This is a genomic window from Pseudomonas sp. C1C7, assembly GCF_013359595.1.
Lineage (GTDB): Bacteria > Pseudomonadota > Gammaproteobacteria > Pseudomonadales > Pseudomonadaceae > Aquipseudomonas.
Window position 1 is genome coordinate 43,011 of record NZ_JABFMP010000028.1, and the last position, 20,353, is coordinate 63,363.

The following is a 20,353-nucleotide window of genomic DNA, read 5'->3' on the forward strand; positions in this document are numbered from 1 at the left end:
AAGGCAGATCTTTCGATTTTTTGGTTGTTCAGGAGATGGAGGCGCTGGCCTTCACTCGTACTACGGGGTCTCGCAGCGCTGACGCCTGCGACGGTTCGGTCTCGGCCGGCGCGTGGCCATCGAGCACCTGCTGCACGCGTTCCTGGTCCAGTGCACCGACCCACTTGGCGATGGCCATGGTCCCGACCGCGTTGCCGATGGTGTTGGTGATGGCCCGGGCTTCGGACATGAAGCGGTCGACGCCCAGCAGCAGGACCATGCCGGCCACAGGGATGTTGTCCATGGTCGCCAGGGTCGCGGCCAGGGTGATGAAGCCGGAACCGGTCACCCCCGCCGAGCCCTTGGAGGTGAGCAGCAGCACGCCGAGCACGATCAACTGGTCCATCAGGGTCAGTGGCGTGTTGGTCGCCTGGGCGATGAAGATCGCTGCCATGGTGTAGTAGATGCACTGGCCGTCGGGGTTGAAGGTCAGGCCCGAAGGGATCACCAGGCCGACCACGGGCTTGGAAACACCGACCCTCTCCAGCTTGTTCATCAACTGCGGCACCACCGATTCGGAGGAACTGGTGCCCAGCACGGTGAACAGTTCTTCCTTGAGGTACTTGAGGAACTTCCACAGGTTGAAGCCGGACAGCCGGGCGATGGAGCCCAGGACGATCACCACGAAGAGAAAGCAGGTCAGGTACATGGTCGCCATGAGTTTGCCGAGCGAGACGATCGAACCCAGGCCGTATTTGCCGACGGTGAACGCCATGGCCCCGCAGGCCGCCAGCGGTGCGACCCGCATGATCAGGCCGACGATGAAGAACATGCCGTGGGAGAACGCCTCCAGCACATCGACCATCGGTTTGCCCCGCGCTCCCAGGTGTGAAAGCGCGATGCCGAACAGGGTCGAGAACAGCAGGATCGGCAGGATCTCGTTCTTGGCGAAGGCGTCGGTGACGCTGCCGGGTATCACGTGCAACAGAAAGTCGGTGAACCCGCCGGTATTGCTGGCGGCCGCGGCCGTGTAGGTGGAAATGCTCTTGGCGTCGAGGGTGGCGGGATCGACGTTCATGCCGTGCCCGGGCTGCACGAGGTTGACCACGATCAGCCCCAGCACCAGGGCAAAGGTCGACAGCACTTCGAAGTAGATCAGCGCCCGGACTCCAACCCGGCCGAGTTCTTTCATGTTTTCCATTTTGGCGATGCCCAGCACCACCGTGGCGAAGATGATCGGTGCGAACACCATTTTGATGAGCTTGATGAAGGCGTCGCCTATCGGTTTCAGATCGGCGCCGACCTGAGGCCAGAACACACCGATCAACACGCCGAGGGTCACACCTATCAGCACTTGTACGTACAGCTTGCCTAGTAGTCGCTTGGCCATTGCCGTCCCCGAATTATTGTTGTGAGTCGGATTTGAGTGGCAACCGGGCTACGGCTAAATAGCCCAGATTTCTTGTGGTTAATCACGCAGGGACAAGATAATGGCTTTTAAAAAATGCTGTAATACAATCAAATTCAACTCATTATTTCCCTCAGGTTAATTATGAATCCGGTATCGGAACTGGCCTTTTTCACCCAGCTCATCAGCATCGGCAGCCTTGCCGGCACGGCGCGGGAAATGAATCTGACGCCGCCCGCCGTTTCCAAGCGGCTGGTGCAAATGGAGAAGCGCCTGGGCGTGCGCCTGCTCAACCGCACCACCCGCAGCATCAGCCTGACGGCCGAAGGCGAGACCTATCTGGTCAACGCCAGGCGGATCCTGAGTGATATCGAGGAATTGGAACGGCAGGTGTCGAGCAGTCGCGCCGAACCCAAGGGCTTGCTGCGGGTGAATGCGCCCCTGGGCTTCGGGCGCACGCACGTGGGACCTGCGGTTTCGTCGTTTGCCCAGCGCTATCCCGAGGTAGAGGTGCAGTTGCATCTGACGGACCGGCCGATTCATTTGCCGGATGACGCAATCGACGTGGCGATCCGCTTCGGTGAATTGCCCGACTCCCGCCTGATCGCCCGCAAGATCGCCGCCAACCGCCGTCGGCTCTGCGCGGCGCCCCGCTATCTGGAAGCCTTTGGTATGCCGCAATCGCCCAAGGACCTGGGAGGTCACAACTGCATCGTGTTGCGTCAGAACGAGGCGGCGTTCGGCATCTGGCGATTGAGCCGGGGCAAGCAGTCCGAGTCAGTCAAGGTGCATGGCAGCCTGAGTACCAACGACGGCGAAGTGGCCCTGAACTGGGCGCTGGATGGCCACGGCATTCTCATGCGAGCCGAATGGAACCTGGCCAACCACCTGCGTTCCGGTCGGTTGGTGGAGGTGCTGAGTGACTACGAGACACCGCCTGCGGATATCTATGCGGTGTACCTGGAGCGGTTGAATTTGTCGGCGAAGGTGTCGTGCTTCGTCGAGCATTTGCGGGAGTATTTTCGCAGCCATGCCGATGGCCCGGGGGATAGCCTGGCGGCGTGGCAGTGAGCACAACGCGGTCAATTGTAGGAGCTGCCGCAGGCTGCGATCTTTTGATCCTGCTTTTAAAAACAGAATCAAAAGATCGCAGCCTTCGACAGTTCCTACAGGAAGCGGTCCAGCGTGATGATGATCAGAAATCGAAGAACACGGTTTCCGCTTCACCCTGGATATGAATATCGAACCGGTACGCCAGTTTCCCGTCCACCGTGCAGCGCTTGGCAATCAGGGTTTCGCGGCGGGCTGGTTGTTCGATCAGGTTCAACACCGGGTCCACTGCGTTGGCCTGTGGCTCGTCATCGAAATACAGGCGGGTGTGCAGGTGGATGTTGATGCCACGGGCAAACAGCGCGACGTTGACGTGGGAAGCCATGGGCACGCCGGCGGCATTTTTCACGACGCCGGGTTTGATGGTGTTGATCGTCCATTCACCGACGTCCGTGGTGGCGGTACGGCCAAAACTGTTGAATGGCTTGTCCAGGTCGTAATCGGTGTCGTAGACGCCGTCGTGGTTGGCTTGCCAGAGTTCCAGAAACGCATCGCGCACCAGATGGCCATTGCCGTCGTAAACGTGGCCCAGCAACAGGATGTGCTCGCCGGGCGCGCCAGGCTTGGCCATCTCGTTCCAGATTTCCTGCTCCCGTGGCGGGTTGCCGGCCGCTTCCAGCGCCAGGCCGATGTGCACGTAGGGGCCAGCGGTTTGCGATGGGGTTTCAGGCAGAAGTTGAACGGGCATGCGCAGGCCTCCTCAGCAGTTTTCGAAGTGGGTCTTGCGCTGGCCGCGCAGGACGATGTCAAAACGATAAGCCAGGCAATCCATTGGATTGGCCATGCTCATGTCGAGCTTTGCAATCAGGCTCTGCACCGCTTCCGGATTAGCGATCGACTTGACGATCGGGCACATCGGGATGAGCGGATCACCTTCGAAATACAGCTGGGTAATCAGGCGCGTGGCAATGGACGGGCCACTGATCGAGACATGGATATGCGCCGGGCGCCAGTCGTTGGGGCCGTTGCGCCATGGGTACGGACCGGGTTTGACGGTGCGGAAGCTGTAGTTGCCGTCGCGGTCGGTCAGTGCACGGCCGACACCACCGAAGTTGGGGTCCAGCGGCGCCAGGTAGCTGTCCTTCTTGTGGCGGTAACGGCCGCCGGCATTGGCCTGCCACATTTCCACCAGGGTGTGGGGAATCGGTTTGCCGTACTGATCGCAGACGCGGCCGGCAACGATGATGCGCTCGCCAACAGGCAGGCCGCCGTTGTTGAAGTTCAACAGCAGATCGTTGTCGTAACGGCCCATCTTCAGATGGGAAAAATCCGGGCCGCCGCTTTCGGACACCGATTGTGGAATGCTCACCAGCGCCTGGCGCGGCGAACGCAGGATCGAAGTCTTGTAGTCAGGGGTCAGGGCTTTGGGATGCCAATTACGGTCACGAATGGCGAAGCGGCTGTCGGGCGCATCAGACATGTCGATTGTCCTGTTGTTATGGTGGTTCGGAGGCAGGCACTGCACGGGCAGCAACTCGTGGCCTCAGTGTCCCCCCGCGCGCCCTCGTGCGAAAGTGAAAAAATCGCCCCTATCCATAACCATATGGTTATGGATACTGCCCTTCGCGGTACTCTCGCCCGACCTCGCGCAGGGCCTCCACACACCACTGCGCCGCGGCCGATACCGGCGACGCGGGATTGCTGCATACCCCTACCGACCCGCCGGGTTCGCGCATCCCCAGATCCAGTTCCTGCAACTCACCTTGCCGCAAGTCCTGCCGGACCGCGTCATAAGGCGCGACCCAGATGGCCTGGCTGCATTGCACATAACGCCGGCTCAGGGCCACAGACAGGGTTTCCAGGCGTTGCCGTGATGGCGTGATCCCGTGCTGCACGAACAGGCTGTCGGCGAACTTGCGGATCGTGGTCCCGGCCGACGGCAGAATCAGCGGGTATTTTTCGAGGTTCTTGCGCCCCAGTGGATCGGTGAGCGCCGGATGACCCGCGCGCACCACCAGGGTCATGGATTCACTGTAGAGATGTTCGAACGTCAGCCCGGAAATCAACGGGCTGTCGGTCATCCGTCCCACCACCAGGTCCAGCTCGCCGACTCGCAGTTGCGAGAGCAGATAGGCACTGGGGCCGGTCATGATGCTGACGACCAATGAGGGATGACGTTCGTGCAGGCGGCGGACGACTTCGGGCACCAGCAGGCTTTCGACGGTGGACAGCACGCCGACCTGGACGGTCACCGGCTCATGCTGGCCGGAGCGCAAACTGTTCACTCCTTCACGCAACGATTGCACGCTCGGCCCCGCATACCCCAGAAAGGCCGCGCCCGCCTCGGTCAGCGTCGCGCCCTTTTTGCCCCGCTCGAACAGGGTCGCCTCCAGCAGGGTCTCCAGTTCCTTCAGGGTCTTGGACAGCGCCGGCTGGCTGATCGCCAACTTGTCCGCCGCCCGCGCCAGACTGCCCTGGCGCGCCACCTCAAGAAAACACACCAGATGACGGAATTTGATTCGGGTATCGATGTTCAATCGGGTCGCTCTGCCTTTGGGATGACATCCATCAGTACTGGATGAGAAGCGTTGGGGGTCGACAAAGCATGACCGATTATTCCCGCGAATGCCCGTTCTGTGGTTGCCAACCCAAATCACTGTAGGAGCTGCCGAAGGCTGCGATCTTTTGATCTTGACCTTAAAAAACAAAATCAAAAGATGGCAGCCTTCGGCAGCTCCTGCAGGGAATCGCGGTCAACTGTGGGAGCGAGCAAGTTTTCAGGACGACGTCGGGTAGTCGGTGTAACCCTCTGCACCACCGCCATAGAAGGTATTGCGATCCGGCTCCGCCAGCGGTTTGTTCAGCCGTAGCCTTTGCACCAGATCCGGATTGCTGATGAACGGCCGCCCGAACGCCACCATGTCGGCATGACCCGAGGCAACGGCGTCCAGGGCCATTTGGCGGTCGTAGCTGTTGTTGGCGATGTAGCGACCGCCGTAGGTTTCATGCAGCGCCTTGAAGTCGAAGCCGCTGGCCTCGTTTTCGCCTTGGGTCTGGCCTTCGACGCAGTGAAGGTAAGCCAGTCCCAGTTTTCCAAGCTGCTCGACAAAGTAGCCATAGGTCGCCTGCGGATTGCTGTCCAGCGGCGTGTCGCCGACCGCACGGGTGATGGGCGACAGCCTCACGCCCACCCGGTCCGCACCCCAGATCTGCGCGACGGCCCGCACCACTTCCAGAGGGAAGCGAATGCGGTTTTCCACCGAGCCGCCGAACTGGTCGGTGCGCTGATTGGTGCTGTCGCGAATGAATTGCTCGAGCAGATAACAGTTGGCCGCATGCACCTCGACGCCATCGAATCCGGCATCCTTGGCGCAGCGTGCGGCGTTCTTGTAATCCTCAAGAATCAGCGCAATCTCCTCGGTGCGCAGCGCGCGAGGCATGGACGGCGTGTCCAGGGTCTGAGATTCGAGAAACACCACCTCCCCCGCCTGGATAGCCGAAGGGGCCACCGGAGCGGCGCCATTCTCCTGCAGACTCACATGGGACATCCGCCCCACATGCCACAGTTGACAGACGATCTTGCCACCCGCCTCATGCACCGCATCGGTGACACGCCGCCAGGCGGCCACGTGCTCGGGGGTATAGATGCTCGGCGTAAAGGCATAGCCACGGCCCTGTCGGGAGATGTTGGTGGCTTCCGAGATGATCAGACCGGCGCTCGCCCGCTGTCGGTAATACTCAATCGCCAGCGGCGTATGCACGCCGTCCATCGTCGCCCGCGAGCGTGTCAGCGGCGCCATGGCGACCCGGTTGGCCACCTGGATGGCGCCGATCGACAGCGGTGAGAAGAGATCGGATTGTTGGTTTTCGGACATGGATTCTGACTCCGGATTTTCGGGTTACGGACTGTGCATGGTCTGCTCTCTCTCGGTCGCCTGCGAAAGCTCTGGCGACCGACGGCTCCAAAAACCGATTACACATCTGCTTGGGTTTAGTGGAAATCCACATCAAGAGCCAGTTGCAGGAGCTGAAAGCGGATCAATGGCGAGCAGCAATGTTGCGCACGATGCGCCTGACCGAATGCCATCAGGGATTGATTCGCAACCTGGCCTTCTCCGAATCCGGCGTCTTGTGCCACGGATAGCCCTTCGCGCTGAGCACAAAGGCATAGTCGAACAGGCGCTTCATGTACTCGCCATCGAATTTCTGCAGATGCGTCACGTCGAAATCGGCGCCGATGTACGCCAGGTTGAAGTCCGCGCCATCCTGCTGCGCCATTCGGTAGATTCGCTCCAGGTCGCTGATGCCCTGGGTCTGGATCAGTGCGCTGATGGCGCGGCCGCCGATGCTCAAGGTCCGGCGTTTGGTGCCGGACCATTGCGGCTCCAGCGTGCCGTTGCGGATCACATAGAAATTGCGTTCGAGTCGCACCGGCGCTCCGGGGTCTCTGTTCAAACCTACCAAAAGGCTCGGCGGGTACAGAAACACTTGAGTGATCACCCCGCCGTCCACGTGCATTTCATGAAACTGCTGGCCGTCGACTTCGACATCGATCATCACCGGGGAGACGGCGCCGGGGATGCTCATCGAGGCGATCATGATGTTGCGAAACAGCTCCAGCGCGCCCGGTGCCCGGCTTTCGGCGATGGCGCCCATGTTCCAGGTGACGGGTCGCCCGGAGTCGAGGTCCGTGGTGCCGATCAGCAGGATTCTGCCCTTGGCGTATTCGGCAGCGATCTGCGCCAGAATTTCTTCAGTGACGTATTTGGCGATGAGCCGCGACAGGGGTTTGCTATCCGCGATGCCGTCGCTGGCAAGTCGGGTCAGCAGGCTTCTGGAATGGAAGATGTCCTTGGGCCCGATGGCGTTGGTGACGTAGCGAATCACGCCATCGTATTGGGGCCCCAGGAAAGCGAACGGGGCCACCAAGGCGCCGGCGCTGATGCCGGTGACGACCTTGAACATGGGGCGGGTGCCGTGGGTGGTCCATCCGGCAATGAGCCCGGCTGCGAATGCGCCTGCATCGCCGCCGCCCGAAACGGCGAGCATGTTGGCCAGCGGCAGAACATCGACCGGCTTGCCGGCTTCGGCGAGCACATCGGCTTCACGTTTGTTGGCCCGAACCGCGTCCTGAATGAAGGGTGTGACGTCGCGATCCAGTCTGAAGCGGGCATTGGGAATGCCCGGGATGATGGCCCTTTCCGTCAGGGCTGGCGGAACAGCGTCGCGGCGTGGCAAGCACGCCTGAAGAAACATGTCCAGAGTCGAGGCGCCAGGCCTGAGCGGGAATGGTTTCAAGACGCCTCCTCCGCCCCTGCAGTCGACAGCAAGCGCGCCGGTCTACCAGAAAAAGGCTCAGGATGACTGCGCGCCAGCCGGCGGCGGCATTTCACTCGAGCGCCAGATTGCCCATTCTGCGCTCGTTTGGCGGATAAAAAAACTCGGTGAGGCGACTCGGCGAGTGCATCACCCTAGCGGCGGTAGTAGCGATGATCGGCCTCGTAGCGATGGTGCGCCCGGTCATTGTGGCGATCCCAGTAACGGCGCCGCTCCTCTTCCCGGCGAGCCTGCTCCCGACGCCACTGGTCGCGACGCCACTGCTCCCTGCGCCAGTCGTCCCGGCGCCAGTCGCGACGGTTATCGTGCCAACGGCCGTCACGCCAGTAGCCATCGTCATGGGCGAGCATTGGGCCCGGCTGTGTGTCGGCCGTGCTTGCCAGGGTTGGCCAAGGATTCTCGGCAGCGTTGGCGACCGTGATTTCAGTCGCGGCGCTGGCTGCGGAACCTGGCGTTGAAGTCTTCATCTGTGTTGCCGATGCCGTGCCCACCGCCGCAAACGCGAACAGGCCGAGGAGCACCATCCGTGGGTCAAGGAATTTCATGATCGCAGACAACCTCTGATTGACTATGTGCCTATCCCCATAGACTGATAAACAAGGAAAAGTTCGAGGTTTTAGCGCGTTTTAAAATATCTTTTTGCGGGGGAAACTTAGTCTGAAATAGCCAGTCTGGCACTCTTGAACAAAGCACGACCCCAGTAGCAGCTGGCGCAGCCTGCGTCCGGCTGCTACAGGTTTTGCGGGGGCATTTCAGAGGGTGTAGGAAATCCCCACCTGCACGGTCCTCGGCGCCCCCGGATAGGCGTAGACGTTGCCGAACGCGCCCTCCTCGTAATCCTCGTCACCCAGGTTCTTCACATCCAGGTTCAGCCGGACCTTCTCGTTGACCTTGTAGTAACTCAGCAGATCGACAACGGTGTAACTGCCCATCGAAAACGCCGTATTGGCGGTCTGCCCCGCACGTTCGTCGACGTATTTCACGCCTGCCCCCAGTCCCAGCCCTTTGAAAGCGCCGTCCTGAAACTCGTAGACGTTGAGCAGGCTGAAGCTGTTCTGCGGGATGTTCATCAGGCGCGTGCCGGACTTGATGACGTTGTCCTTGGTCACCTCGGCATCGACGTAGGCGTAGCCACCAATCACTCGCCACTGCGGTGTCAGGTTGCCGGCGACGTTGAGGTCCAAGCCACGGCTGCGCACTTCACCGGCTGCGACGCTGAAGGTCGAGTCCACGGGATCGGTGGTCAGCACGTTACGCTTTTCGATCTGGTAGATCGCCGCGTCGACGCTGAGCTGGCTGTCCAGCGCTTCCCACTTGATGCCCAACTCCCAGGACTTGCCCTTCTCCGGCTCGAACCCGCCACCCTCGCGGCTGGCGCCGGTGTTGGGCTTGAACGAGCGGGCCGTATCGGCGTAGACCGCCACGGTGTCGGTCAGGTCATAGGTGAGGCCAAGGCGCGGGGTCACCGCATTGTCACTGGCCTGCCAGCTTCTACCGCCCGGGACGAAGGTTTCGTAGTCATGTTCGAAACGCTCGAAACGGGCACCCGCCAACAGTTTCAGGCGCTCGGTCAATTCGACCTGATCCTGGATGAAGGCGGCGTAGGTCTTGAGGTTTTCCTTGTCGTCGGTCGGCGTGCGGGTCAGGGCCGGACGCGGCTGGCCGTACACCGGATCGAAGATGTCGATCGGGTAGGCACTCACCGCGCCGCTGGAACGCTGGATGATCGACTTGTAGTCGTAATCCTCGTACTCGACGCCGGTCAGCAGGGTGTGATCGAAACCGCCCGCGGAGAAATGGCCGGTGAGGTTGAGCTGGGTGTCCTTGTCCGTCCATTCCAGCTTGCGGTAGTTGAAATTGCGGCCCAGGGTACGGCCGTCCGCGGCGACTCCGTTACCTTCGACGGCATTGCCCTGCAGCGTGCCGTCGAGCCACTGGAAGCCACCGCCCAGGGTCCAGTTGTCACTGAGGAAATGCTCGAAACGCAGCTGGGCCATGTTGTTGTCGTTGTGCAATTTGCCGACGTCTTTTTCGCCCCAGAAGGTGTCGCGAGACGCGGTGCCGATCTGGTTGGGGTATCGAGTCAGGCCGCGATCCAGCGGGTGATTGTTGCGCATGAAATCGCCCTCGAAGATCACCTTGGTGTCCTCGGTGGCCTGCCAGCTCAGCACCGGCGTGATGCCGTAGCGCTCGGTTTCGACATGATCGCGGAAGGTATCGCCGCCCTCGCCCACCACATTCAGGCGATAGGCCAGGCGGCCGTCTTCGTCCAGCGGGCCGCTGGCATCCAGGGTGCCGCGTTGCATGCCCTGATCGTCGAGCTGGCTGCCCAGCGTCACCGTGGGTTTCGCCAGCGGTTGCCTGGAGATGACGTTGAAGGTACCGCCCGGGTCGCCACGACCATAGAGCATGGTCGCCGGCCCGCGCAGCACTTCGAGGCGCTCGATGGTGTTGGCATCCGGCATGTTCGGATAGCCGCGGTTGATCGGGAAGCCGTTGCGATAGAACTCACCGGTGGTGAAGCCGCGAACGGTAAAGGTGGTGAGCCCTTGGCCACCGAAATTGTTGGCCCGCCCCACACCGCCGGCGTAATCGAGGGCGTCCTGCAATCGGGTGGCGCTGATGTCCTCGACCACATCCTTGGGCACTACGGTGATGGACTGCGGCGTTTCGTGAATCGAGGTGTCGGTGCGGGTCGCGCTCGCAGAACGGGTCGCGCGGTAGCCATCAACGGGGCCCAAGGCGGTTTCGAAGTCTGCCGTGCCGACGATGTCCGTCGCCTGCAGTTCCAGGCTGGATTTATCGGTTGCTACCTCCTCCGCCCAGGAGGAAGTGGACAACGCCTGAAGCACACAAATCGACACCACACTACGACGCATCTTTAGAACCCTGCGTAAACGGCCAAAAGGAAAGGCATACGTGCCAAAAAAATCGCCGCGCATGGTATACCAAGATATTAAATTTTGATAGAAATTCTCATTTGTATTTGCGAGCGCTGCTGGATCGCGGAAAAGGACGGCGAGGTCGTCGGCTCGATCTTCGTCGTCCGGCACGACGAAAAGACCGCCAAGCTGCGGATGTTGTACGTGGACGCGTCAGCCAGAGGCCTGGGCATCGGCAACCGGCTGATCGAGGAATGCATCGCCTTCGCCCGTCAGGCCGGCTACGAAAAGATGATGCTCTGGACCACCAGCATCCTGTTCGACGCCCGCCGGCTGTACCAGAAGGCGGGTTTCCAGTTGATCGAAGAAGAACCGATGCACAGCTTCGGCAAAGACCTCGTCAGCGAAACCTGGATGCGCGCTTTGTAGGAGCGAGGCTTGCCCGCGAAGGCGTCAGGTCAGTCAACATTGATGCTGGATGTGCCGGCCTCTTCGCGGGCAAGCCTCGCTCCTACGGGATCTCAAGGTGATCGCTGGATATGTGAACGACACAAAAACCCTGTGGGAGCGTGGCTTGCCCGCTGCCACAGTGGATTTGTACATGGCCCCAAATCAGGCCCGATCCATTGCCTCCTCCAGCCCTTCATCCTCCCCCAGGAACCCACCGCTCTGGTGCTGCCACAGCCGCGCATAGGTGCCGTTCTTCTTGAGCAGTTCGGCATGGGTGCCCTGTTCGATGATGCGGCCTTCATCCATGACGATCAGACGATCCATGGCGGCGATGGTCGACAGCCGGTGAGCAATGGCGATGACGGTCTTGCCCTGCATCATTTCATCGAGGCTTTCCTGAATCGCGACTTCGACCTCCGAATCCAGCGCACTGGTGGCCTCGTCGAGCAACAGGATCGGCGCGTTCTTGAGCATCACCCGAGCAATGGCGATACGTTGGCGCTGACCACCCGACAGCTTGATGCCGCGTTCCCCCACCAATGTGTCGTAGCCGCAATGCCCCTGCGGGTCCCGCAGTTGGCTGATGAAACCGTCGGCCTGGGCGTTGGCGGCGGCTCGGCGGATCTGCTCGTCGGTCGCATCCGGACGGCCATAGGCGATGTTGTCGCGGATGGATCGGTGCAGCAGCGACGTATCCTGAGTGACCATGCCAATGGCGCTGCGCAGGCTGTCCTGGGTGACCTGAGCGATGTTCTGCCCATCGATGCGAATCTCGCCGCTGTCCACGTCGTAGAAGCGCAGCAGCAGATTGATCAGCGTCGACTTGCCGGCCCCGGAACGCCCCACCAGCCCGATCTTCTCCCCCGGACGGATGTTCAGGCTCAGGCCATCGAGCACCTGGCGTTCACCGTTGTAGTTGAAGCGCACGTTGTCGAAGCTCACCGCGCCGCCCACAGGCACCAACACACCCGCGTTAGGCGCGTCCTGCACCTTGGGGCCTTGGGTCAGGGTCACCATGCCGTCCTGCACGGTGCCGATGCTCTCGAACAGCGAGGTCATCTGCCACATGATCCAGTGCGACATGCCATTGATACGCAGCGCCATGGCCGTGATCGCCGCCACCGCTCCGGTGCCGACCTCGCCCTGATGCCACAGCCACAGCGCATAACCGCCGGCGCCAATGATCAGCCCGACCACCAGCGCCTGATTGACTATTTCGAACTGGCTGACCAGGCGCATCTGGCGAAAGCCGGTCTGCTTGAAATCCTCCATCGCCGCACGGGCGAAATGCGCCTCACGCTTGGAGTGCGAGAACAGTTTCACCGTGGTGATGTTGGTGTAGGCATCCGAAACGCGCCCGGTCATCGAAGACCGTGCGTGAGCCTGCTCCTGCCCGACCTGCCCCAGGCGCGGCACGAAATACAGCATGGCCAGCCCGAACAGCGCGACCCAGATGATGAACGGCAGCATCAGCTTCAGGGCGAAGCCGCCGGCCAGGGCAATGATTGCAATGAAATAAACGCCGATCCCGGGTGCGATTTCGATCACGGTGAACAGCACTTCGCGAACGGCCAGCGCCGTCTGCATCACCTTGGTCGTGACCCGGCCGGAGAACTCATCGGAAAAGAAAGAAAGGCTTTGGCGCAGCATCAGGCGATGGAAATCCCAGCGCAGACGCAGCGGCAGATTGATCGCCAGAATCTGGTGCTGAACCATGGTGCGCAGCGCCACCAGGCCAATGCTGGTGACCAGCACAATGCCGATCCCCCACAGCACGCGACGCTCCTGCCCTTGCGCATCACCGCCGGCCTGCCAGGTCGAGAGCAGGTCCACGACCTGCCCGAGGAAGGAAAACAGCCAGGCTTCGTAAATCGACACGCTGGCACTGAGCAGCGCAAACAGCAGAATGTAACCCCGCGCCCCCCGGGTGCAGGCCCACAAAAACCGCCCCAGGCCAACGGGTGGCGGGGGTAGCTCATCGGGCGGAAAAGGGTCGAGCCTTCGTTCAAACACACGAAGCATTGTGGCCTCCTTAATGGTCAAGAGCGCAGATTCTGCCATCTAACGGAGGTTTTGAGGGTTTTGCAGGCCAAGGGTTCGCCCGCCCCCTGTAGGAGCGAGGCTTGCCCGCGAAGGCGTCAGGTCAGCCGACACTCGCTTCGCCTGATACTCCGCTTTCGCGGACAAGCCCGCTTCCACAGTGGATGGTGGTGTTTACAGGTCCTGTGATCGACACAAAACCCTGTGGGAGCGTGGCTTGCCCGCGAAGAGGCCGGCACATTCAACACAGATGTCGTTTGACACACCGCCTTCGCGGGCAAGCCTCGCTCCTGCGGTTTTTGGGAAATGCCATTCGACAGCCCTCTCTTCTCATTTGTAGGGATCCAGCCCGTTCAAATGCCCGGAAAAACCACAAAACCCGGCATTTCGCCGGGTCCCGCCCGGCATTTTGCCCACTCATAATGGACCCACAACAATAAAGGGGCTCTCCCCCAGAGGCATGCAAGCCATGTATCGAGACCATATCGTCAAGTCCCGCATGACCGACAACGCCCTGTTCATGGGTGCGCTCGCGGCGGTGATTTTCATCGTCACGCTCTGGTGCGGAGTGGGCCAGGGTCGGCTTTCCCAGTTGATGGGTCCCATCGTGCTGGACCTGCAAGCCCCCCTCGCCCGGGACATCGCCGTCGGCGGCACCTTCACCCTCACGGTCATCCTGAACCTGTTCATCCTGGGCCGATTCCCCTTGCGCACCCAGATCATCACGGTCTGGTGCGAACTGCTGGCGCTGTTCCTGCTGTTCTTCGACACCTTCAATCTGTCCTACAGCTTCATCGCCACCAAAGTTGGCTACATGATCACCCAAGGGGTGTTCACCACGGTCTACGTGTCGGCGATTTCCATTGCCATCGCCTTCGTCCTGGCCTTGCTCGGCGCGACGGCACGCTTGTCCTCCAACGGTTTCGCCATTGCGATTGCCAGCTTCTACACCTCGTTCTTCCGCGGTGTGCCGCTGCTGATCCAGATCTACCTCATCTACCTGGGCATTCCGCAGCTCGGCTACGTGGTCGGGGCGGTTCCGGCGGGGATCCTGGCGCTGTCGCTGTGCTACGGCGCCTACATGACAGAGATCTTCCGTGCCGGCATCAGCAGCATCTCCCGGGGACAGTGGGAGGCCTCGCGGGCTATTGGCCTCACCCCGTTCCAGACCATGACCCGGGTGATCCTGCCGCAGTCGATGCGACTGATCATTCCGCCTACCGGCAACCAGTTCATCTCGATGCTCAAGGACAGTTCGCTGGTGTCGGTGATCGGCGTCTGGGAGTTGATGTTCCTGGCGCGCACCCAAGGCCGGGCCGAGTTCCGCCACCTGGAAATGCTGATCACTGCCGCCGTGCTCTATTGGCTGCTGTCGATCGTGCTGGAAACCGTGCAGTCCCGTCTGGAAAAGCACTTCAACCGCGCCCACCGCTGAGTCAGGAGCATCAGGATGAATCCGTCGTCAATGTCAAAAGCCCCTGCCCCGTGCCCTGCCGTTTCGATCCACGACATGCACAAATGGTATGGCGATTTTCACGTGCTCAAGGGCATCGACCTGCACATCGCCAGCGGCGAAATCGTCGTGGTCTGCGGTCCTTCCGGTTCCGGCAAATCCACGCTGATCCGCTGCCTGAATCTGCTGGAAGACTTCCAGAAAGGCCGCGTGTTCATCGATGGCACCGAACTGACCCGCGACGCCGCCTGCGTGGCCGGCATCCGGCGTCAGGTGGGCATGGTGTTCCAGCAGTTCAACCTGTTCCCGCACATGACGGTGCTGGAGAACCTGATGCTCGGGCCGCGTCTGGTGAGCAAGCTCAGCGAGAGCCAGGCCCGCGATCTGGCCCGCGAATACCTCGACCGCGTGCGCATCGGCAACCAGGCGGACAAGTACCCCGGCCAGCTCTCCGGCGGCCAGCAGCAACGCGTGGCAATCGCCCGCGCCCTGTGCATGCGTCCGCGCATCATGCTGTTCGACGAACCCACCTCGGCGCTCGATCCGGAGATGGTCAAGGAAGTGCTGGACGTGATGGGCGAACTGGCCCAGGAAGGCATCACCATGGTCTGCGTGACCCACGAAATGGGCTTCGCCCGACGGGTCGCCGACCGGATCATTTTCATGGACCAGGGCAGCATCATCGAACAGGCCAGGCCCAACGAGTTTTTTGATAACCCGCGGCACGAACGCGCCCGGGAGTTTCTATCGCAGATTCTCAGCCACTGAGAAGCATCGTCACCGAGTCATCGACAAAAACAACAACAAACCTGCACCCATGCAACTGGAGGCTTACTCATGATCTCGCTTTCTCGCTTCTTTGCCGTAGCCGCTGTCGCCACCGCCGTCACCGCCACGGCCAGCGCCGCCTGGGCCGGCGCGACCCTGGACCGCGTGCACGAAACCAAGACCATCAAGGTCGCGACCGCCGCCAACTGGCCACCCCAGTCGTTCCTCGGCCCGGACAATCAGCTGCAAGGTTTCGACATCGACGTGGCCACCGAAATCGGCAAGCGCCTGGGCAGCAAGGTGACCTTCGTGACGCCTGAATACGGGATCATCACCGCCGGGCGCTGGTCGAATCGCTGGGACCTTTCCGTCGGCTCGATGACCCCGACCACCGAGCGCGGCCGGGTCCTGGACTTCCCGGCGATCTATTACTACACCCCCTATGTGTTCGCGGTGCACAAGGATGCCGCCGGGGCCAAGCCTGGGGACCTCAACGGCAAGGTGATCGGCGTCGAAGCCGGCACCACTTCCGAGGACTACATCAATCGCCGGCTCAAGATCGACGCCGCCGATGTGCCGCCCTTCACCTACGACGTCACCCCCGGCGAAGTCCAGACCTACGGCGACAGCATGGGCCCGCTGGATGACCTGCGCATGGGTAACGGCGTGAGACTTAACGCCACCCTGTCCGCGCTGCCGACCATCGTCGCGGCTATCAAGAACGGCTACCCGATCGCGCAGGTGGAAGGCAAACCGGCCTACTACGAACCCCTGGCCATTGCCGTCGACAAAGGTGACGAGGCCTTCAACAGCGAGCTGAGCAAGATCGTCGCCGACATGAAAACCGACGGCACCCTCAAGCAACTGTCGCAGAAATGGTACGGCGCGGACCTGACCGCCGTGCAATAACAGTGAACTGACTCTCGTGCATGACCGGGCGCCCGTTTCCAACGCGGCGCACGGCTTGCCTGTGCCCGAAGAAAGGACGACGGACTTCATGTACATCAACAATTACTACACCGCGACGATGCAAAACGCCCCCCCGCGCACGGCGCTGCTGGGGCAGGCGCAGGCCGATGTGTGCATCGTCGGCGCCGGGCTGGCGGGGCTCAGCACCGCCTGGGAACTGCTGTCGCGAGGGCAATCGGTAGTGCTGCTCGACGCCGGTCGCGTGGCCTGGGGCGCGTCGGGGCGCAACGGCGGTTTTGTCCTGCAGGGCTGGTCCGAGGGCTTGTCGTCCATCGAACGGCGCTGCGGCAAGGCAACCGCCGCGTCGCTGTTCAAGCTGTCACTGGAAGGCGTCGACACCGTTCGCGACATGATCGCCCAGCATCAGTTGCCGGGCTGCGCGCCGACCCCTGGAAAACTCAGCGTGGTGCGCTACGAGGATGGCGATAACCTGCAACGCACGCGGGACAAAATGGCCGCCGATTTCGACTTCCACCTCCAATACCTGGACCGCCAGGCGGTGCAGGAAAAACTCAGGACCGAGCGCTATTTCCAGGCGCTTCGCGATACCCATGGCTTTCACTTTCATCCCTTGAACTACTGCCTGGGCCTGGCCCGCCTGATCGAACTCAAGGGTGGCCGGATCCACGAGCATTCACCCATGCTGCGGGTCGAGAGCGAGCGCGGGCGCCATCGGGTGATCACCGAGCAAGGCTCGGTCGACTGCGCCCATGTGGTGTATTGCTGCGGCGGCTACGGCGGCCCCGAGTTCGGCAAGCTGCGTCGCGCCTTCCTGCCGATCGCGACCTATGTGGTGCTCACCGAACCTCTGGGCGAGCGCCTGCCTCAGGTGATGCGTACCACCGATGCCGTGGGTGATAACCGCCGGGCGTCGGACTATTACCGGATCGTCGACGGCGACCGCCTGCTCTGGGGCGGCCGCATCACCACCCGCAACCTGCAGGATGAAAAACGCCTGGGGCAATTGCTGACCGCCGACATTCTCGATGTCTACCCGCAATTGCGCGGCGTCAGGATCGACAAGGCGTGGTCCGGACTGATGGGCTATGCGCGGCACAAAATGCCGCACATCGGCCCGCTGGGCAAAGGCCTGTGGACGTGTACATCCTTTGGTGGCCATGGTATGAACACCGCCCCTATCGGCGCGCGCGTCATCGCCGAAGCCATCAGCGGCGAGACCGATCGCTACCGGCTATTCGATGCCTATGGGCTTGAGTGGAACGGCGGTCCGCTGGGCCCGGCGGCCGCACAAACGGTTTACGCGGGCCTGAAGATGATGGATATATTCCAGGAAACCCGCTCGCAATTCAGAGCGACCCAGAAAAACTGAAACCCAGCGAGGTCAAGCAAGTGTCCACGGATGTGCAGAGTGCCGGTCCACTGTTCAACCTGACCGACAAGGATCGGCACCTGCTTGGCCTGCTTCAGGCCAACGCCCGGGAACCCACGGCCTCACTGGCCCGCAAACTCGGCGTATCGCGCTCCGCGGTGCAAGAGCGCATCACCCGCCTGGAAAAGGCCGGCGTCATCACCGGCTACAGCGTGCGCATCGACCAGGACCGCCTCCAGCAGACCATCAACTGCTTCACCATGACCTCCTGCACCAACAAGAGCTACACCGACGTCATGACCTCACTGCGCAAGATGGACGCCGTGCAGGCGGTGTACGCGGTCTCGGGCGAGTCGGACTTCATCATCCACCTCGTCACCACCACCTTGAGCGAACTCAATGCCGAACTCACCCGGATCAACATGATCAAGGGCGTGGCGCATACCGCTTCGCACATCGTGATGGAAACCAAGTTCAGCCGAAAGTTGACGCTGTAGGAGCGAGGCTTGCCCGCGAAGGCGTCAGGCCAGTCGACACTTGCTTCGCCTGACACTCCGCCTTCGCGGGCAAGCCCGCTCCCACAGTGGATAGTGGTGTTTACAGACTTTATGATCGACACAATAACCTGTGGGAGCGGGCTTGCCCGCGAAGAGGCCAGCACATTCAACATGGATGTCGTTTGACACTCCGCCTTCGCGGGCAAGCCTCGCTCCTACGGTTGTGGTAGGGATCTATCGCCTGTCGTCTGACAATGGCGTCTGCTCATCCGCCTCCGGCGTCACCCTCTCCCCGGGAGGGTTGCAATCATCGGGACGTTCAGCCGCGGGATTTTTCAACGGGTCGTACTTGTCGGGATCATCCGGGTCCAGCAGCGGTTCGTCCGAGTCAGGCTCGGGTTTTGATGGATCGGAGTCTTGCGTCTGGTCTTCGAAACTCGAGTCTGTAGACATAACCACCTCGCCAATGAGATTCCGGGCAATCCGGTCTTATGGGTTGGAGGCCCATGCAGCCGGCGGGTGCATTCGGATGGATGAACGGGCGACGCGGCTCTGTCATGCCCTGCGCATCAGTTCGTTTACGTCCATCTCGAGCAAGCTCGCTCCTACAGGGGCTGGCTCAGAAATCGTAGGTGTAGCTGAAGTAAAACCGATCGGCGTTATGGGTAATGATGCCTGCCGGTCCACGACTCGCAACAAACCGCGAAACACCATCTGGTGTACCTTCGGTCTTGAATTCATCGTGCAACCAGACTGCGCTGAGTCCTTTCAGCGAACCCTGGAAGGCGTACTGCAGAACTGTCTGGAAATCGTACCGGGAAAAATCATCGTAACCGGCGGCATGGGTCGACTTCGCGTAGTAGGTATCCAGCACCAATCCCGGTAAGCCAAGGGGCGCGAAGTTCACGCCGGCGCTGAGTTTGAACATCTCCTCGTTCTTCAGACCGAAGTAGTAGAAGTCCTTGGCGCTGCTGTCCCAGGTGCCGTGGTCCTGCGAGAAGAACAGCCGGTCAAAGTCATCGCCCCAGACCTTGTTGTACGCGAAGCCGGCGTAATAGGGCCCCGTGCGATATTTGATCGACAAGTCCATGAAGCGCGCATCGTGGGATTGCTCCGGTTCGTACAAACCTTTCACACCGCCATAATCGAACAGCTTGCCCGCATCCTGCTGGGTCCCGGTGGTGGCGTACACATCGATGCCGCGAGCCTGGCCCAGATCGAAACTGTGCTCGGCTTTGAGCAGCGCTTCGCGCAGGTAATCCGTCGATTCGGCGTATTCGGTGCGCAAGGTGGTGCCTTCGGGCGCTTTCCAGGACAGTGCGTACAAACGCAGGTCCTTGATCTTTTCCCCACTGAAGTTCGTCAGGGCGTTGCCCCAGCCATTTTCCTGTCGGGGGCTGAATTCGTTGATCCGGCTGACACGTGCCTCGAACGTGCCCAGGCGGTAGCCGAGGTCGTAGCCTACGGTCGCAGCAGGAAGAATGCGCGTGACGTCATCGCGGTATTGTCCATAGCGGCGAATCTTCTTGCCGGCACCGACATTCAACTCACCCGCTCCCGCGGCAAACTTGCCTCGAAGGTACGCCTCCAGGGGTTTGGCGATGCCATGGGGATCGGTGATCGACTGGCGCGCTTCCAGGTTGGTGATGCTGGTGGAGTTCTGACCGATGTTCAGATCGTTGGCCAGGCCGTAGCTGTAATCAACGCCCAGCATGTCGTTGTACCAGCCCGACCTGAAGGTGAACTGCGCACCCTGGACCCACTCGTCACGGACAGGGCCGACGCCATCGCCGTCGTTTTCGTTCCAGTAGTACTGGCTATAGCGCAGCGAGGTCTTGCTGTCTTCGATAAAACCGCCAGCCTGCACGCCAGTGACGAGCATGCCGCATGCCAAACCAGCCAGAGCGCTACGAGTAATCAACATGACCTGTCCCTTTTTCGGGTTATTAGAATGGTGCCCCTTTGGTGGCGGCACCTAGATTCCAACGGGTCATGTCAGGAGGCAATTCAATCAGGTTTCATCCTGTGGAACAGGGGCTGGGGGCCGCGAGATAGGCGCTTGCAAGGGATGCAGGTAATGGAACGCGTACTCGGTTTTACGAAGTTGGTATCGGGGTGTCAGGCGAAGCAGATGTCGCCAGACCTGACGCCTTCGCGGGCAAGCCGTGCTCCTACAGGTTTGGGTATGAC

16 protein-coding genes and 1 pseudogene are annotated in these 20,353 nt (G+C 61.2%); 7 read left to right on the forward strand and 10 right to left on the reverse strand.

Going from position 1 to position 20,353, the window contains the following annotated elements; all coding sequences use genetic code 11:
• Positions 1-28 precede the first annotated feature (28 nt).
• Positions 29-1,369, reverse strand: a complete 1,341-nt coding sequence (locus HNO86_RS21300) for a dicarboxylate/amino acid:cation symporter (protein WP_175378898.1) — start codon at positions 1,367-1,369, stop codon at positions 29-31.
• A gap of 162 nt (positions 1,370-1,531) precedes the next feature.
• On the opposite strand from HNO86_RS21300, the gene HNO86_RS21305 reads away from it, so the two are divergent.
• Complete coding sequence (locus tag HNO86_RS21305; RefSeq protein ID WP_175378899.1) at positions 1,532-2,458, forward strand: LysR substrate-binding domain-containing protein; 927 nt, start codon at positions 1,532-1,534, stop codon at positions 2,456-2,458.
• A gap of 124 nt (positions 2,459-2,582) precedes the next feature.
• On the opposite strand, the gene pcaG is transcribed toward HNO86_RS21305, so the two are convergent.
• The 7 genes from pcaG to HNO86_RS21340 all read right to left on the reverse strand — a co-directional run bounded on the left by pcaG (position 2,583) and on the right by HNO86_RS21340 (position 10,653).
• Positions 2,583-3,185: a protocatechuate 3,4-dioxygenase subunit alpha gene (gene pcaG / locus HNO86_RS21310; RefSeq protein ID WP_175378900.1), complete on the reverse strand. Its 603-nt coding sequence runs from the start codon at positions 3,183-3,185 to the stop codon at positions 2,583-2,585.
• Between the two features lie 12 nt (positions 3,186-3,197).
• Positions 3,198-3,917: a protocatechuate 3,4-dioxygenase subunit beta gene (gene pcaH, locus HNO86_RS21315; RefSeq protein ID WP_175378901.1), complete on the reverse strand. Its 720-nt coding sequence runs from the start codon at positions 3,915-3,917 to the stop codon at positions 3,198-3,200.
• Positions 3,918-4,044: 127 nt separating this feature from the next.
• Positions 4,045-4,974, reverse strand: a complete 930-nt coding sequence (gene pcaQ, locus HNO86_RS21320; RefSeq protein ID WP_175378902.1) for a pca operon transcription factor PcaQ — start codon at positions 4,972-4,974, stop codon at positions 4,045-4,047.
• A 240-nt stretch (positions 4,975-5,214) separates the two neighbouring features.
• Positions 5,215-6,312 carry an alkene reductase gene (locus tag HNO86_RS21325; protein ID WP_175378903.1) on the reverse strand — a complete coding sequence of 366 codons (1,098 nt, stop codon included), beginning with the start codon at positions 6,310-6,312 and terminating at the stop codon, positions 5,215-5,217.
• A 211-nt stretch (positions 6,313-6,523) separates the two neighbouring features.
• Positions 6,524-7,735 carry a patatin-like phospholipase family protein gene (locus HNO86_RS21330; RefSeq protein ID WP_175378904.1) on the reverse strand — a complete coding sequence of 404 codons (1,212 nt, stop codon included), beginning with the start codon at positions 7,733-7,735 and terminating at the stop codon, positions 6,524-6,526.
• Between the two features lie 173 nt (positions 7,736-7,908).
• The gene (locus HNO86_RS21335; RefSeq protein ID WP_175378905.1) at positions 7,909-8,319 is read right to left on the reverse strand and encodes a hypothetical protein; all 411 of its coding nucleotides are present in this window, start codon (positions 8,317-8,319) and stop codon (positions 7,909-7,911) included.
• Between the two features lie 207 nt (positions 8,320-8,526).
• On the reverse strand, positions 8,527-10,653 hold the full coding sequence (locus tag HNO86_RS21340) for a TonB-dependent siderophore receptor (protein WP_175378906.1): 2,127 nt from the start codon (positions 10,651-10,653) through the stop codon (positions 8,527-8,529).
• Between the two features lie 111 nt (positions 10,654-10,764).
• Between HNO86_RS21340 and HNO86_RS21345 the strand changes: the two are divergent.
• Positions 10,765-11,085 (forward strand): annotated as a pseudogene (locus HNO86_RS21345) (GNAT family N-acetyltransferase); the annotation flags it as partial.
• A 183-nt stretch (positions 11,086-11,268) separates the two neighbouring features.
• Here HNO86_RS21345 and HNO86_RS21350 read toward each other — a convergent pair.
• Positions 11,269-13,128 (reverse strand): ABC transporter ATP-binding protein, encoded by a 1,860-nt coding sequence (locus HNO86_RS21350; protein WP_175378907.1) that lies wholly within the window; start codon positions 13,126-13,128, stop codon positions 11,269-11,271.
• A gap of 487 nt (positions 13,129-13,615) precedes the next feature.
• Here HNO86_RS21350 and HNO86_RS21355 point away from each other — a divergent pair, with 487 nt between their 5' ends.
• The 5 genes from HNO86_RS21355 to HNO86_RS21375 all read left to right on the forward strand — a co-directional run bounded on the left by HNO86_RS21355 (position 13,616) and on the right by HNO86_RS21375 (position 18,163).
• Positions 13,616-14,581, forward strand: a complete 966-nt coding sequence (locus tag HNO86_RS21355) for an amino acid ABC transporter permease (RefSeq protein WP_175378908.1) — start codon at positions 13,616-13,618, stop codon at positions 14,579-14,581.
• A gap of 75 nt (positions 14,582-14,656) precedes the next feature.
• Complete coding sequence (locus HNO86_RS21360; RefSeq protein ID WP_256672707.1) at positions 14,657-15,367, forward strand: amino acid ABC transporter ATP-binding protein; 711 nt, start codon at positions 14,657-14,659, stop codon at positions 15,365-15,367.
• Positions 15,368-15,436: 69 nt separating this feature from the next.
• Complete coding sequence (locus tag HNO86_RS21365) at positions 15,437-16,276, forward strand: transporter substrate-binding domain-containing protein (protein WP_175378910.1); 840 nt, start codon at positions 15,437-15,439, stop codon at positions 16,274-16,276.
• Between the two features lie 88 nt (positions 16,277-16,364).
• On the forward strand, positions 16,365-17,666 hold the full coding sequence (locus tag HNO86_RS21370) for an FAD-binding oxidoreductase (RefSeq protein ID WP_175378911.1): 1,302 nt from the start codon (positions 16,365-16,367) through the stop codon (positions 17,664-17,666).
• 20 nt (positions 17,667-17,686) lie between these two features.
• A complete protein-coding gene (locus HNO86_RS21375; RefSeq protein WP_175378912.1) occupies positions 17,687-18,163 on the forward strand; it encodes an AsnC family transcriptional regulator in 477 nt (158 codons plus the stop codon).
• Between the two features lie 619 nt (positions 18,164-18,782).
• On the opposite strand, the gene HNO86_RS21380 is transcribed toward HNO86_RS21375, so the two are convergent.
• Positions 18,783-20,087, reverse strand: a complete 1,305-nt coding sequence (locus HNO86_RS21380; RefSeq protein WP_175378913.1) for an OprD family outer membrane porin — start codon at positions 20,085-20,087, stop codon at positions 18,783-18,785.
• Positions 20,088-20,353: the final 266 nt, after the last annotated feature.